The 13,178-nt window shown below is 58.3% G+C and carries 11 protein-coding genes and 7 pseudogenes; 10 read left to right on the forward strand and 8 right to left on the reverse strand.

What is annotated here, in order from left to right:
* Positions 1–375: pseudogene (locus DJ81_RS02155) on the forward strand (IS6 family transposase); the annotation flags it as partial.
* Between the two features lie 605 nt (positions 376–980).
* On the opposite strand, the gene DJ81_RS02165 reads toward DJ81_RS02155, so the two are convergent.
* Complete coding sequence (locus DJ81_RS02165; protein WP_094524375.1) at positions 981–1,304, reverse strand: hypothetical protein; 324 nt, start codon at positions 1,302–1,304, stop codon at positions 981–983.
* Between the two features lies 1 nt (position 1,305).
* Positions 1,306–1,653, reverse strand: coding sequence for a helix-turn-helix domain-containing protein (locus DJ81_RS02170; RefSeq protein WP_394338287.1), 348 nt, complete (start codon positions 1,651–1,653; stop codon positions 1,306–1,308).
* A gap of 228 nt (positions 1,654–1,881) precedes the next feature.
* Here DJ81_RS02170 and DJ81_RS02175 point away from each other — a divergent pair, with 228 nt between their 5' ends.
* The 3 genes from DJ81_RS02175 to DJ81_RS02185 all read left to right on the forward strand — a co-directional run bounded on the left by DJ81_RS02175 (position 1,882) and on the right by DJ81_RS02185 (position 5,467).
* The gene (locus tag DJ81_RS02175; protein WP_249269049.1) at positions 1,882–2,772 is read left to right on the forward strand and encodes a CPBP family intramembrane glutamic endopeptidase; all 891 of its coding nucleotides are present in this window, start codon (positions 1,882–1,884) and stop codon (positions 2,770–2,772) included.
* A gap of 251 nt (positions 2,773–3,023) precedes the next feature.
* Entirely contained in the window at positions 3,024–3,893 is an 870-nt protein-coding gene (locus DJ81_RS02180) for an ABC transporter ATP-binding protein (protein WP_094588220.1), read from the forward strand.
* Positions 3,890–5,467: an ABC transporter permease gene (locus DJ81_RS02185; protein WP_094588222.1), complete on the forward strand. Its 1,578-nt coding sequence runs from the start codon at positions 3,890–3,892 to the stop codon at positions 5,465–5,467. Before DJ81_RS02180 ends, DJ81_RS02185 begins: the two co-directional genes overlap by 4 nt.
* A 21-nt stretch (positions 5,468–5,488) precedes the next feature.
* On the opposite strand, the gene DJ81_RS02190 is transcribed toward DJ81_RS02185, so the two are convergent.
* Positions 5,489–6,499 (reverse strand): hypothetical protein, encoded by a 1,011-nt coding sequence (locus DJ81_RS02190; protein ID WP_094588224.1) that lies wholly within the window; start codon positions 6,497–6,499, stop codon positions 5,489–5,491.
* A 183-nt stretch (positions 6,500–6,682) separates the two neighbouring features.
* Between DJ81_RS02190 and DJ81_RS02195 the strand changes: the two genes are divergently transcribed.
* The 3 genes and pseudogenes from DJ81_RS02195 to DJ81_RS19960 all read left to right on the forward strand — a co-directional run.
* A complete protein-coding gene (locus tag DJ81_RS02195; protein ID WP_094524369.1) occupies positions 6,683–7,054 on the forward strand; it encodes a helix-turn-helix domain-containing protein in 372 nt (123 codons plus the stop codon).
* Positions 7,051–7,113: pseudogene (locus DJ81_RS19955) on the forward strand (type II toxin-antitoxin system PemK/MazF family toxin); the annotation flags it as partial. The gene DJ81_RS02195 and the pseudogene DJ81_RS19955, both read left to right, overlap by 4 nt.
* Before the next feature lie 269 nt (positions 7,114–7,382).
* A pseudogene (locus DJ81_RS19960) lies at positions 7,383–7,553 on the forward strand (type II toxin-antitoxin system PemK/MazF family toxin); the annotation flags it as partial.
* A gap of 69 nt (positions 7,554–7,622) precedes the next feature.
* Here the strand turns inward: DJ81_RS19960 and DJ81_RS02205 are convergent.
* The 3 genes and pseudogenes from DJ81_RS02205 to DJ81_RS02215 form a co-directional block, all read right to left on the reverse strand.
* Positions 7,623–7,946 (reverse strand): annotated as a pseudogene (locus DJ81_RS02205) (site-specific integrase); the annotation flags it as partial.
* Positions 7,943–8,401: a hypothetical protein gene (locus DJ81_RS02210; RefSeq protein ID WP_094588226.1), complete on the reverse strand. Its 459-nt coding sequence runs from the start codon at positions 8,399–8,401 to the stop codon at positions 7,943–7,945. The gene DJ81_RS02210 and the pseudogene DJ81_RS02205, both read right to left, overlap by 4 nt.
* A 3-nt stretch (positions 8,402–8,404) precedes the next feature.
* Positions 8,405–8,986: a hypothetical protein gene (locus DJ81_RS02215; RefSeq protein ID WP_094588228.1), complete on the reverse strand. Its 582-nt coding sequence runs from the start codon at positions 8,984–8,986 to the stop codon at positions 8,405–8,407.
* Positions 8,987–9,318: 332 nt separating this feature from the next.
* Here DJ81_RS02215 and DJ81_RS19545 point away from each other — a divergent pair, with 332 nt between their 5' ends.
* From DJ81_RS19545 to DJ81_RS02225, 3 genes and pseudogenes are all read left to right on the forward strand, one after another.
* Positions 9,319–9,507, forward strand: a complete 189-nt coding sequence (locus tag DJ81_RS19545; protein ID WP_249269053.1) for a hypothetical protein — start codon at positions 9,319–9,321, stop codon at positions 9,505–9,507.
* A 201-nt stretch (positions 9,508–9,708) separates the two neighbouring features.
* Positions 9,709–9,936, forward strand: a pseudogene (locus DJ81_RS19895) (response regulator transcription factor); the annotation flags it as partial.
* A gap of 18 nt (positions 9,937–9,954) precedes the next feature.
* Positions 9,955–12,318, forward strand: a complete 2,364-nt coding sequence (locus DJ81_RS02225; RefSeq protein ID WP_342764957.1) for a helix-turn-helix domain-containing protein — start codon at positions 9,955–9,957, stop codon at positions 12,316–12,318.
* Positions 12,319–12,460: 142 nt separating this feature from the next.
* Here the strand turns inward: DJ81_RS02225 and DJ81_RS02230 are convergent.
* Together DJ81_RS02230 and DJ81_RS19415 are read right to left on the reverse strand one after the other, a co-directional pair.
* Positions 12,461–12,922 (reverse strand): annotated as a pseudogene (locus tag DJ81_RS02230) (zinc ribbon domain-containing protein); the annotation flags it as partial.
* A pseudogene (locus DJ81_RS19415) lies at positions 12,908–12,994 on the reverse strand (IS200/IS605 family transposase); the annotation flags it as partial. The pseudogenes DJ81_RS19415 and DJ81_RS02230, both read right to left, overlap by 15 nt.
* Positions 12,995–13,178 lie beyond the last annotated feature (184 nt).

Here is a 13,178-nt window from a genome sequence, read left to right on the forward strand (position 1 = left end):
TCCGACTCAACGATGAGCAATATTGGCTGTATGCTGCCGTCGATCCCGAGACAAACGAATTACTCCATACAAAGCTTGAACCGACGACAACGAAGGTTCTCGCTCATTCGTTTCTCACGGAACTTTCCGAGAAACACGACGTCTCCGACGCCGTGTTTCTCGTCGATGGATCGCACTCGTTACAAGCTGCGCGTCACCGCCACGGCTTCGATTTCAGATACGAGAAACATGGAAATCGGAACGCTGTCGAACGTATCTTCAGAGAAATAAAACGCCGAACTATCTGTTTCGCATACCGTTTCAGCAACGCCGAAGCAGAAAACGCCGAACGACTGGCTCAGTTCGTTCAGCTTCGCATGGAATCAGCTCATCTGAACACGATGTACAGCACCGACAACAGCTGATAAAAGGACGAACGGGACCACAGCGACCTGTCGCTTAGTTACATTCATACTCGTATCGTTCCTTCCCCCGGAAAAATCTCTTCGGGTGTTCAGTTCGCACATTCATCTGACGGTTATTTTGACGCTGACGAGGTGAAACAAATGACGATCAACTGCTGCATGCAACCTCTGTATCTCGCACGGCGATCATATAAAGAACTTAAACATTTCAACAGAGCCACCTCTGAGGATCTCAGCAGAGCTGGACGAGTGAACATCTGGATTATCGCATTCTACAGAGTCGCTATGCCACGGTAATCGCGTACAGTACGACACTCAGGCCGATAACCGTCACGAGACTCCGTACGAGCAAGACAATCCCATTCGCCCCGCCAGTCAGGTCAGCCAGCATAACAGCCACGTACACCCCTGCCGTTAGCAGACCGATACCGATGGCTAACGCCCGCATCTTTGGAGAACTGTTTCGTTGGTATCCCCGATAGGCCAGCGTAGCGACAAACAATCCAACGAGAGCAGTCACGCTACGGGTGATCGATACCACACTGAACGGTTCCATTGCTAGCACACTCGCTACGATCACCGCATCTCACCTCTGTACACGATCCACAGGATCGTACCTAATCCAAATAGCTCACAGCCACTGACGAGTATCGACCGACCGACGGTCCCAATATCGGTCGCCGTCGGCAACCCGACACGGAGCACCTCGGGCACCGTAATCAGGAAGATGAGTCCCACCGCGAGCCAGAGCATTCCGCGGTGAGCCGGTCCTTGACGGTAACCACGAATTAGAACGACGGTAATAGTCAGTGACAGCACTACAGAGACCACAGAAAGAACGAGTACACCGAGTGCGATGAACGGGTCTGTTCCGGCTGCCTCCAACTGTAAGAGGGGCATATCAGGACAACCCCTCGAATAGATCTGTGAAGCGGTCGGCAGGGTCGGTTGCCGAGCGCGTCACTGCTACTTCGCAGCTCCCATCAGCGAACGTGACCGTGACTGTCTCAACCGTAGCTGTATACCGCTTGTAGTGATGTCCGTCGGGGTCAAGTTCCTGCTGTTCAGCCACCAGCTCTGCTTCTTGTAACCGGTTGAGACGGCGGTACGCCGTCGCATCAGACATGTCACAGGCTGCACAGAGTTCATCGGCTGACATCGGTTCAATTGTGAGGTGAGCGAGGATCGCTCGCGCGTACTCGTCGTCGAGTACCGCCAAGACGACATCCTCGTCCTCATCCATACACATCCCACATCCGGGTAATAGTAAAAAGCCTGCTACGACTTCTGAGTTGGAAGCCGTGCCTGTGGTGATACGTCTACTGTGCCCCTTGGTGTGAATATGTCGTTACAAACGACACTTGATCGAACGGTACCGAATCGACTGCAACAGGGGTGGCGAATTCTCACCAGCCCAGTTTGGAATCACGATTCGAAACGGCTCCGCGCACCGCTACGTGCGCTGCTGCCACTCGTGATGACGTTTCTCGCCTTCGGAGTTGTTGTGACAGTCGTCCGAGGTCGGTTCGAACACCCACTACGAGAGGTGCTCGAATTCAGCCTGATGGCCGTGGTCCTCGTCGCAGCTGTGCTAATCGGAGCACGACTGTTTGACCGTCGACCGGCAGCAGAGTACGGGCTAGCGTTAGACAGCGAATGGCTACGGTCGTTCGCCGTTGGTGGGTTCATCGGGATTGTAATCAATGCCGGAACGTTGCTCACCGCGATTGCTGTCGGATGGGCAACCGTAACCGGATTCTTTCAAGGGTCCGATTCCCTCCCGTTCCTGTCAGCGATGCTTTTGGTGCTCGCATATACCGGCGTCCTGGCATCGTGGGAAGAGTTCATTTTCCGAGGAGCGATGCTGAAAAACCTCGCCGAAGGCGCCGATGGATACGTTCCACGATGGGTTGCCGTCGGCATCGCCCTCCTCATCAGCACTGGCATCTTCGCGTTCATGCACAGCGGCAAGGTTACTGGACCCGGTGGCTACAGCTATTACTTGCTGGCTGGGCTTATTTTCGGCTGTGTGTATGTTCTAACAGGGGACCTCGCTCTTCCGATGGGATTTCACGTGTTCTATAATTTCAGTATGAGTGCCGTATTCGGTCTCGGAGTCTCACAGCAGACTCCCGAAGTTTTTGTTCTCAATGTTAGCGGGCCGACAGTCTGGATCGGCGAAGAGGGGATCCTCAGGATGCTTTTCGCAGCCGTCGGTGGGCTATTGCTTGTAGGCTACATCCGTTGGCGGGATGGCTCTCTTGATATCGATCACCGTATTACGCAGTGGACACCGAGAGCTGAAAACTCCGTGGGGGGGCGAGAAGCCGGTGCTGAAAACACTCACTCGCAAACTGATCAAGAGTGAAATCATTGAACGTGCATAGTCTAAAGAATGCTACTCCACCAGGGGATTCACTCAAACGCATCTTTGAGCTTCGAGAACCACTTTGCATGATTGTGACGAAGCCTTCGTATGATTAATTCCGTCCACCAGTATCGGCGGTTGCTTGCGGGTAGATTCATCGGTGGGACCACTGGCTTAACGGGATGTCTAAGCTTCAGTAGTGATTCCACAAGCACAAATTCCGAGACAGAACTCACGGTTTTGGCATACAAATGAACACGCTTTCTGTCGAGAACTTGGGGAAGCGCTACGGAGATACCTGGGCCGTCCACGGGATAGATCTCACGTTTGAACCCGGAGTTATCGGACTACTCGGACCGAACGGTGCAGGAAAGTCGACACTCATGCGGCTCATTACGACCGTTATTGAGCCTACAGAAGGTGCAGTATACTGGAACGACACGGATACGACAAAGGTTCCACAGGCAATTCGCAGCATTGTCGGGTACCTCCCGCAGTCGTTCGGCGTGTATCCGAATTTGACTGCCGGTGAGTTCCTCTCGTATCTCGCTGCGATTCGCGGAGTCGGTAACACTGAAGCCCGTATCGACGACTTGCTGGAACTGGTTAACCTCTCTGGGGCCCGAGAGCAACGCCTCGGTGAGTTCTCTGGCGGTATGCGCCAGCGCGTTGGAATTGCACAGGCGCTCCTAGCCGATCCGGATCTGCTCGTCGTAGACGAACCAACAGTTGGACTTGACCCTGAAGAACGCGTGCGATTCCGTAACGTCTTGGCCGATCTCGCGGACGAGCGGATTGTCATTCTTTCTACCCACGTCGTCTCTGATATCGAAGCGACAGCCAGCGACATCGCGCTGCTGTATGGCGGTGAAATCCTCGCTCACGACCAACCGGCCGACCTCCTTGCGGATGCCGATGGTGTGGTCTGGGAGTGGGTCGTTCCTCAGTCGCGCACCGAGGCCATCAGAGCCGACTACACGATCAGTAGTGCCACCCGCGGCAGAGACGGCGTTCGCGTCCGCGTGGTCAGTGAGACAGCGCCAGCACCCGAAGCCGAGAGCGTTGCGCCAACGTTAGAAGATGCCTATCTGCATGCGGTCGGAGGACACCCCCGGCCATGAGCTGGTCTCGTGATGCAGCCGCTGTCGCACTCGCAGATTTTCGAGAACGCTCCCGCACGTCGAAGCTTGTCGTCATTCCGGTCGTGTTGGCGTACTTTGCAAAGCTAGTCACCGTCGATTCGACGCTTGTCGTCGGCAATACGTACACCGGTGTCCCGACAGCCGCGTGGTACGGCGGGTTGGTCGCAGGTATCGGGACGACGGTGTTGCTGTTGTTCGGCTATCCGCTCGTTCACGGCAGCATCGCCTATGATCGTACCACGAATGTCGCTGAATTCGTAGCGTCTGCACCGTTGTCAAACAGTAGCTACCTCGTCGGAAAGTGGCTGAGTAACTTCACACTCCTGGCTGTGGTCACGACGCTTCTGTTCGGCGCGACCGCTGTGTCATTTCTGCTCCAAGGAACCGGCCCGTTCAATCTGGTCGATATGGCTCTCCCATTCATTTTACTGACACTTCCGACGATGGCAGTCGTGGCTGCCGCTGGTGTCTGTTTCGAAACGCTAGGTCCTCTCCGAGGCACTGGCGGGACCGCCCTCTACTTTTTGCTCGCGATTGCAGGCGTTATCGGTAGCATCCCACCTGAGTCCCCGGTTGATCTGACCGGCCTCGTGGCGTTGCGCCAGAGTATGGCGTCGTCGATCGCTGGCCAGTATCCGGGTTTTGAGGGCCCAATCGGTTCATTCGCGTACACAGATACTGCGACCGGCATGGAGATGTTCCGATGGGCCGGACTTTCGGTGGGCCCCGCTCTGGTCTCGCGTCTACCAATCTTTGTCATTATCGGTGGCTTGCTCGTCGTGAGTGTCTTATGCTTTGACCGGTTCGACGATACGCAAGCGTGGTCGTTTGGGCTGTTTGATCATGGATCATCAGACGCTGAAGCAACAGCCGAGCTGCCGTCTACTCAGTTGACCGAGATGTCTCGTTCAAGTTCTGACAGCGGTCCCTCGCTCGCGTCTGTCACGGCTAGCGGATTTCGTCTGCAGCGGGCATTCATAGCTGAGCTGAAAATGGCACTTCGGGGCCGGCGACGACTCTGGTATGTCGGTTGTATCGCCGCTCTCGTTGGTACGACTGTCGCCCCTCTCGGATCTCTCCGACCAACCGTGGTTCCGATCGCGTTGCTGTTGCCGCTCCCAGTGTGGTCACAATCAGGAGCACGCGAACAGATACACAGAACTCAGGAGCTGATTTTTGCCACCAGTAACCCGCTTCGACTGTTGGCAGTCTCGTATCTTGCCGGTGTCAGTGTCGGAACGGCCGTGATCAGCCCCGCGCTCGTTCGGTACGCTCTCGTCGGGAGTTCAATCGGGCTGGTCGGTGCAGTCACAGCGGTGCTGTTCCTCCCGGCGGCCGCTCTCGCCGCGGGCGTCTGGTCGGGTCGCCCAAGCCTGTTCGAGATCGGATATCTGGTAGCGTGGTATCTCGGGCCGATGAACGGACTCGGGCTGCTCGATTACGTCGGTGCCACGCAAGCCCCCGGATCTATTGCGATTCAGATCGGGTACTTGACCGCCGCAGTGATCGCACTCGTTATCGCTTCGATTGGTAGACGCCGGCAACTCGCGTAATCGAATTGGGTGCGCGCTGCGTCACGGCGTCACGATCAGGTCAAACCGATAGATTGTGTCTTGGTACTCGGCGACGACGTTTCGAAAATCAACTCGATCCTCGTAGCTATCTATTGGTTCAAGATCGCTGGCGATATTGAGTGCCTCTAAGACTTCGGAGAGACCGTCTGAGGGCGGTGCTCCCTCCTCGTACCGTCGCGGGTCTTCGCTGATCGCGTCGTCAATTACACTCCGTGCGGACTCGGAGAGACCGCTGGACCTCAGGTCGTGTTCGACGATTTCGGTTCTCGCGTACTCGTCGAATTCGCTGCGTGACTGTGTGATCTCGGTGACGGTATACGTCCACTTTGGAACCTGAACCCTTCGTTGCTCCGTAACTGGCCGGAAGTACGCTTCATTAACCTCGACAAAATCAAACGGAGCCGACGGGATAAGATCACTAGCGTCGGGATCGAGGCCGTGATGGAACTCCACGGTTTGCAACTCGTCGAATTCAGGATCACCGAGGAATCCATCGTTTCCAGCATAGACCGCGTCAAGTGCTGCGTCAAGCACTCGTTCGTCTTGTGTTGACAGATCGAACGGACGAGTTTCAATTGTCGCGTCGTCAGGTGGCGTTTCATCGGTCCGCTCGACTGCAAAATGCCATCGTTCACGCTCAAGCCGCCGTTCGTCAGCAATCCGGACGTGATAGAAGCTATTGTTTCGCTGGCAGAATGTCGGGTACGGCTTCGTCTCTCTTCCCCACTCGTCCCGTCCTACGAGTGGCCACTGTTTGATAGTAACACTGCCCTGATCAAACAGTTCCGAAACGTACTGCGCTTTCATTTCGGCAGAAAAATCGACTCGCGTCACAGCTTCGATCTCCGTCAGGTCGGGCTTTAGATACGGCCGACCGACCGACGAAAGGTCCAGTTCGTCTGCAATAAGCGCGTACTCATCGAGACTACCTGAATTCAAACAACCGGCAGTTGAGGTCGTAACTGCGGAAGCGCCGAGCAGTTGGAGGGCGCGGCGGCGGGAACAATACATGTTCGGGCAAAAATACAATCCTCAAAACAAATTCTTTGTGGTTGATGTCTACACCTCATCGACGGGCGGACATGGGAACTTCCTCGAGCCGTCTTTCTACAAGCAGGGAATCCCGGCATTTAGAATTTTCGGGGCTTTCACACCTAACACTCATTACGGTTGACACCGTATTTCTGCTCAACGATGTCCATCGACCGAGATACCTTCGAGAAGGCGAGCGAGGACGAACTCGAGGAACTTTCCGTCCCGGATCAGGTCCTCGGATTTCTCGCCGCCAACGATGATCGCGCGTTTAAGGCCCGCGAAATCGCCTCTCAGATCGGTCTCGATGAGGGCGCGGTCAGCACTGCGCTCTCGAGACTGAAGGACCGCGATCTCGTCGAACATAAAGCGACGTATTGGGCGATAACCGACGACACAGAGCGACTCGACGGCTACAGCGGGTACGAACGAGCGACCGCCCTGTTCAACCAGCAACTCGGTACTGAGGACAAGGAGTCTCGGCGCGAACACGCACCCGAGGAACCGCATCCGAGCGTCGAGGACGAACAGTGACCGACGAAGAGAGACCGATTTTCGAACGCGGCGACGTCGTCTACGGAGATGATCCGTTCAACTGAAGCGGTAGCGCGGAGTTCCCTTCCTCAAGGAGCGACCGAAGGGAGCGGAGTAGGGTGGGGGCTTAGCGCCTATATCCAGCTAACAGAACGTCAGGCTCTCGGGCCGCGTCTCTCGCTGGTCAACATTCGCTGCGTCGGTTATTTGTTTCGTTCAATACTCAGTGTATATTGTAATCTTCGGCCGCTACCGACCGTCGTATGTCGGACAGAACAAGTCCTCGGTTGGGTATCATCGTTCTCACTTCTTGACGGGTTGATTGGCGTTACTTGTGGAAGCGTCGGACTCACTGTTTGAGAAAGACCCCTTCGTGCGGGTTGACCAAATTCGAGTCGTGTCTGTCGAGAACCGAATCCATTCGGTGGCTGGCAGTCTCGACGACTCGACAATAGCCGAGATCGACGACGCGCTCAAATTAATCCACGGGCTCGACTGATCGAGAGACCCTGTGTAAAGAAATCAGTGTCAGGCCCGTATGCATTGAGACGATCAGTCTCATCTTCTGACACCACGCAGAGATATAGCGGTAATAGGTTTGTACCGTGTTCTGCTTGAGTCCCCGATCTCCGCCGAGATGTCGGGCGTACTCCCGGAAGACGCGTTCGTCGAGATCGTCGAAGGTCGGCTCGCGGTCGACGTCGTCGGGGACGATCCCGGTCCAGTCGTCGGCGCCGCGGTCGCCGGCGGCCCACTCGGCGAACCGCTCGAGCTCGCGGGCTGCGTTGCGTCGATAGTTCCCACCGTCGCCGCCGCGGCCTTTCCCCTTGTCTTGGAGGTAGCGCTCGAAGGAACTCGTGAGTGACTGATCAGCGCGTTCTCGGGGTGTCATGGTTCCTCGTTAGCGTACTGGTAGGTCGGACGAATGTTCTCAAGGAGCTCTTCGACCATTTCCCAGAGAATCAGAGAGGGAGTCTCGTGTTCGAATGTGATCCCCCAGCGGTCCTCCGTATCGGCGACTGAGTACTGGAAGTGCGTCCGTCCCAGATCGGGATGGTCTTCGTCCTGGTGCCAGCCGGCGTGAAAGCTCGTGTTCGGGTCGGTGTAATAGATGCGGAACCAATCGTGTGGGTCCTGTCGATACCACTTGACGGTCAGTTCCGGCGAATCGGGGCCTGTCGGGGGATCCAGGCGGGCCGGATCGAAGATCGCCCGCAGCTGCTTTGCCTCGATATCGTCAGGAACGTACTCGACGGCCGTGACCTGTGGAACACGGTCGAGGACGTCTCGCTTCAGCTGGGCGTAGAGGTTCGCGTTCGGATCACCACCTGGATGTGGAACCGACATTCGTTAGCTGCTGGCCTCAGCGGGCTCTGTCGTCGGCGCGAGGAAGTCCCATTCGCGGATGGCGAAGCCGACGATCTGGATACGCCGTTGAAGATGCTCCCACTCGCGGGCGATCTCACGGCGACGGTCCTCTTCGTCGGCATCGAGGGACTCCTCAGCGAGCGTGCCGCGAAGCTGGTTCGGCGACTCGACGCCGAATTCGTCCTCCAAGTCGCGGATCTGCGCCTTCATGTCGGCGAGACGGTCCGTGAGCTCCTCGACAGTGTGTCCACTGTCCCGGAGGCGCATCGCCTCCTGCATCGTCTGACGCCGGTAATCGGGGTAGTACGTCGTGTGAGTACCGCTATCGTCACGGTGGAGGATGCCATCGTCGACGAGCCGTTTGAGGACGCGTTTGGTCGGCTCGTGTGACCAGCTCGCTTCGGAAGCGATCCAGTTGACTGTCCGCGGCTCCGACAGCTGCCGGGCGGTCATCCTCACGCGGTCCTCACCCGTGGTCTGGCGTTCAATCAGGCCCTCGGAGTTCGATTCGTCTTCGGTCATACAACACCGTTCGGGCTTTGTCTTAATATAGGTTGAGGTCATTAGTCCTATACTGAATTCTATTCTTCGCCATCGCCTCGACCTCAGCTAAGGGTAGCCAGAGCAAACTCGGGGCCCGGTCTTGGTGGCTCTACCCTTGGGGGAAGCGCCGTCCTGAGGCGATTGCAGCATTCCTGCTTCACCGACGGCGGCGGGGTACTTCAAAAGTGGTCGTGATTATCTGTGTGATCAGGGACATCTCAGCACGGAAGGCCCGCGAGCGCGAACTCGAACTCAAAGAACGGGCGATGGACGAAGCCAACGTCGGGATCCAGATCACCGATCCCACGAAGGCGGATAATCCGCTGGTCTACGTCAACGACGGGTTCGAGCGGATGACTGGCTACACTCGCGAGGAAGCGATCGGGCGCAATCCGCGATTCCNNTGGAAGCCAGCAGGGACTACTTTGACCTCCCCTATGGTTTCTGACGCGCATCGAGACTGGCGAAGAGACGCCGCTCAATCACGGGCAGGGGCTCGGTCTGTGGATGGTTCGGATGATCGTGACTGGGGCCGGCGGTGACGCGTCGGTCGAGACGACAGATGACGGAACGGAGGTGTGTTTGCGGGTGCCGGCCAGCCGAACAGTGGGTAGCGGACTGTCTGTCGAGACGCCGAGATGACACCTGGGCAGTCGAACCGGGCAGTCGTCCTCGTCGTCGAGGACGACCGGAGCGTGGCCGACCTGTATACCGAGTGGCTCGAGGGGTGATACGACGTCGAGACTGCCTACGATGGGACCGAAGCCCTCGAACAGCTGGACGAGACCGTGGACGTGGTGTTGCTAGATCGGATGATGCCCGGGCTCGCGGGGGGCGAAGTTCTCGAGTCGATCCGGGATGCCGATGTCAACCATCGGGTCGCGATGGTTTCGGCTGTCACCCCCGACCTCGACGTCGTCCAGATGGGATTCGACGCCTACCTCGAGAAACCGGTCGATGCCACAGCGCTGCACGAGACGGTCGACCGGATGCTGGCCCGCGCCGAGTACGACGAGAAGCTCCAGGAGTTGTTCTCGCTGATCGAGCGACAGGACACGCTCGAAGCGGTGAAAAGCCCGGCCGAACTCGAGACCAGCGAGGAGTATCGCTCGCTTACCGACCGCCTCGTGGCGGTGCAGAGGGACGTCGAGTCACTGCTGACTGAACTCCCGGACGACGACTTTCGCGTCGCCGTCGAGCGCCTCCAGCGAACGGCCGCCGAACGAACGAGTGAGCGTCGGTACGAATCGCTCACCGAGGACGTACTCGACAGTTCACAGGAAGCGACGGTCGTCGTCGACGCCGACGGCTCTGTCGTGTGGGCCAACGCGGCGACGGAGACGTTGCTCGGGGTTGACCGGAGTGACCTCCGTGGGCGCGAGTACGCGAGTGCCGCGACCGACCACTTCCAGGATATCGAAGCCGGCGCAGAGTCGCTCGCATCGCTGATACGGGCCGGACTGTCGAGCCGCGGAGACCAGCTCGACGCCACCGTTCACGTACCCGAAGACGAGGCGAGGACAGAGCGGTGGCTCGAATACTGGAGTGCACCGATCGAGACCGGATTATACGCGGGCGGGCGGATCGAACACTATCACGACATCACCACCAGGTACAGGCGCGAACAGTACCTCCAGACCCTCCACCGCGCGACCCGGGAGCTGATGACTGCCGAGACAGACGAGGATGTCACCACCCACGCGGTCGCGACTGCGACAGGCGCTCTCGATTTCCCGTACGCCGCGGTGTTTACCAGAGACGAAGCCACTGGCGATCTCGTTCCGGCGGCCAGCGAAGCAGCTATCCCCGAGACGGACCCGACGTTGCCGACGGTCTCGGGGGGAACCGACCCGATCTGGTCGGCATTCACCGATCGGGTGGACCGGACGGATGCCGAGACGTATCGAGGAGGTAACGGGTCCGGCGGGTGGCTCGACGATGCGTTCGACGACTGGATCCTCTGTCCGCTCGGCGAACAGGGCGTGTTTCTCGTGGCCACGACGGACGGGCGCTCTCTCTCATCGACGAAGCGGACACTCGCAGAGACGTGGGCCGCGAACACGCGACAGGCCTTAAAACAGCTCGCACAGACTCGGAATCTCCGTGAGCGTGACCGGGAGCTGGAACGCCAGAACCAGCGGCTGTCGCGGCTAAACAGGATCAATCGGCTGATCCGCTCTGTCGGCCCGGCAGTGGTGAGTGCGGACACTCGCGGGGAGGTCGAGACGGCGGTGTGTCGCCACCTCCTCCAGATGGAGACAATTACCGGTGCCTGGGTTGCAGACGTCGACCCCTCGACCGACGGAACTGTCTGCAGGGCTCGGGCGGGGAGTCTTGACACGTATCTCTCGGACGTGCCACAGGCGACGTCGAAGACGGACCGGACAGGGGCTGTCGAGGCGACACCGGCAGTCCCCGCGAGACAGGCCTACGAGACGCGGTCGTCAGTGTCTGTGAGGGATCTCGTAGCCGTCGAATCAGGCGTGTGGTGGCGCGACCGGGGTTTGGAACGCGGAACAAACTCAGTCGTCTCGGTACCGGTCGTCCACGAGTCGACGCGACTCGGCGCGATAGAAGTACACCTTGATCGTCCCAGAGGGATGGCAGAAGAAGAGGTCGAAGCCCTGGCTGAACTCGGCGTGACCATCGGTCACGCTATCGGTGCGATCCGACAGCGAGACGCACTTCTGTCCGGTGGCGGGATAGATCTCACCTTCCGGGTCGACTCGGATTCGGGATTGTCGCGGTTTGTGACGGCCGTCGATGCGCCGGTTTCAGTAACTGACGTCTCGCGTCAGGACGACGGAACCTATGCGGTGTTCGCCGCGGTCGAGGTCAGTGCCGGCCGCGACAGTGATCGGATCGAAACCCAGCTGAGGGACACGCCCGGCGCATCGGTGCTCCGCACCGACGCGACTAGTGTGACTTGCGTCCTGACGCTGGGTCCGGAGTCGCCGACCCAGCAACTGATCAGACAGGGTGCCGCACTCAGGCAGGTGAAGATACGTCCCGATTCAGGACACCTGGCTGTGACGGTACAGTTACCATACGAGACTGACGTTCGGGAGTACGTAGACACCGTCACCGGCGCGCTAGACGGTATCGAGTTGGTCGCAAAAAGTTCCAAATCCATCGATTGGCAGTCGAACGGGACTGTCGCCACGACCATAGACGACCGACTGACCGACCGACAGCGCGAGGCACTTCAGATGGCATTCCACGCAGGCTACTTCGATTGGCCGCGGAGCGCCGACGCAGACACCGTTGCTGCGGAGATCGGAATCGCGCAGTCGACCCTCAGCCAGCACCTTCGAACGGCAGAGCGCAAGCTACTCGAAGAACTGTTCTCGTAGACGTCGGTTCCGATCTTCCAATCCTTTGACCTCCTCCCGCGCCTGAAGACGCGGGAATCCCACCACGGGTTTTCAGGCCTGTCGTAGCCCTACGGTTTCAAGACGCATACGTCCTAGGCGTTTCGTCTGTGGTAGCATCGGCTTAGGTGTCTTGTGGGGCGGCCAAACGCCCCCAATCCTCAGCCGAGTCATCGCCATCCGTGTGTTCTCTCGAATGGCTCTCTCCGTTGAGGTAGCGGTCCGCGATGTTAATCGCGCCGTTCACGTCCGCTTGGTACTCGCTCATCCAGCAAGCGTCGTTCGGACAGTTAAACGTCGCCTGACGCGGGCGGTATCCCACTTCACCGCAGGCGTGGCACCCCTTGGACGCGTTACGCGGATTCACCGTCTCGACGGGGATACCCTTCTCGACGGCCTTGTACCGTATCTGCGCGTGGAGTTTTGCGAACCCCCATCCGTGGAGACGCCGGTTCATGAACTCGCCGTAGTCCATCGGCTCCCGGATGTACGTCAGGTCTTCCAGAACGAGAACGGGATTCTCGACGAATTCGGCGTACTCCACGACTTCGCGGGTGACGCGGTGGAACACGTCGTCTATTTCGTCGAGGATGGTCCGCACACGGTCAGCGACCACGTTGACGAGTACCGATTGACGGTACTTCGGCAACCGCACTATGTGCTAGTTGAGGTCGTAGCTCGCGTGCCGTGTGGTCTTCATCCGTGCTGTACATGATGCTCCGTCGTCATGTTAATACTCCAGATGAACCGTGGGAAATCCAGACGTGGCGTCGTCGGTGGGTGTGTAGGCTATCGTCCGCTTGACCCCCGGCTAACGACAAGGGTATGCGCTCGTCTCTTTA

The organism is Halorubrum sp. Hd13 (assembly GCF_002252755.1).
Classification (GTDB): Archaea; Halobacteriota; Halobacteria; order Halobacteriales; family Haloferacaceae; genus Halorubrum.

Bases quoted from the DNA above. Each gene is read 5' to 3' on its own strand.
- DJ81_RS02165 (WP_094524375.1), bottom strand. From the start codon at position 1,304: ATGCCCCTCTTACAGTTGGAGGCAGCCGGAACAGACCCGTTCATCGCA.
- DJ81_RS02170 (WP_394338287.1), bottom strand. From the start codon at position 1,653: ATGTGTATGGATGAGGACGAGGATGTCGTCTTGGCGGTACTCGACGAC.
- DJ81_RS02175 (WP_249269049.1), top strand. From the start codon at position 1,882: ATGACGTTTCTCGCCTTCGGAGTTGTTGTGACAGTCGTCCGAGGTCGG.
- DJ81_RS02180 (WP_094588220.1), top strand. From the start codon at position 3,024: ATGAACACGCTTTCTGTCGAGAACTTGGGGAAGCGCTACGGAGATACC.
- DJ81_RS02185 (WP_094588222.1), top strand. From the start codon at position 3,890: ATGAGCTGGTCTCGTGATGCAGCCGCTGTCGCACTCGCAGATTTTCGA.
- DJ81_RS02190 (WP_094588224.1), bottom strand. From the start codon at position 6,499: ATGTATTGTTCCCGCCGCCGCGCCCTCCAACTGCTCGGCGCTTCCGCA.
- DJ81_RS02195 (WP_094524369.1), top strand. From the start codon at position 6,683: ATGTCCATCGACCGAGATACCTTCGAGAAGGCGAGCGAGGACGAACTC.
- DJ81_RS02210 (WP_094588226.1), bottom strand. From the start codon at position 8,401: ATGTCGGTTCCACATCCAGGTGGTGATCCGAACGCGAACCTCTACGCC.
- DJ81_RS02215 (WP_094588228.1), bottom strand. From the start codon at position 8,986: ATGACCTCAACCTATATTAAGACAAAGCCCGAACGGTGTTGTATGACC.
- DJ81_RS02225 (WP_342764957.1), top strand. From the start codon at position 9,955: ATGCTGGCCCGCGCCGAGTACGACGAGAAGCTCCAGGAGTTGTTCTCG.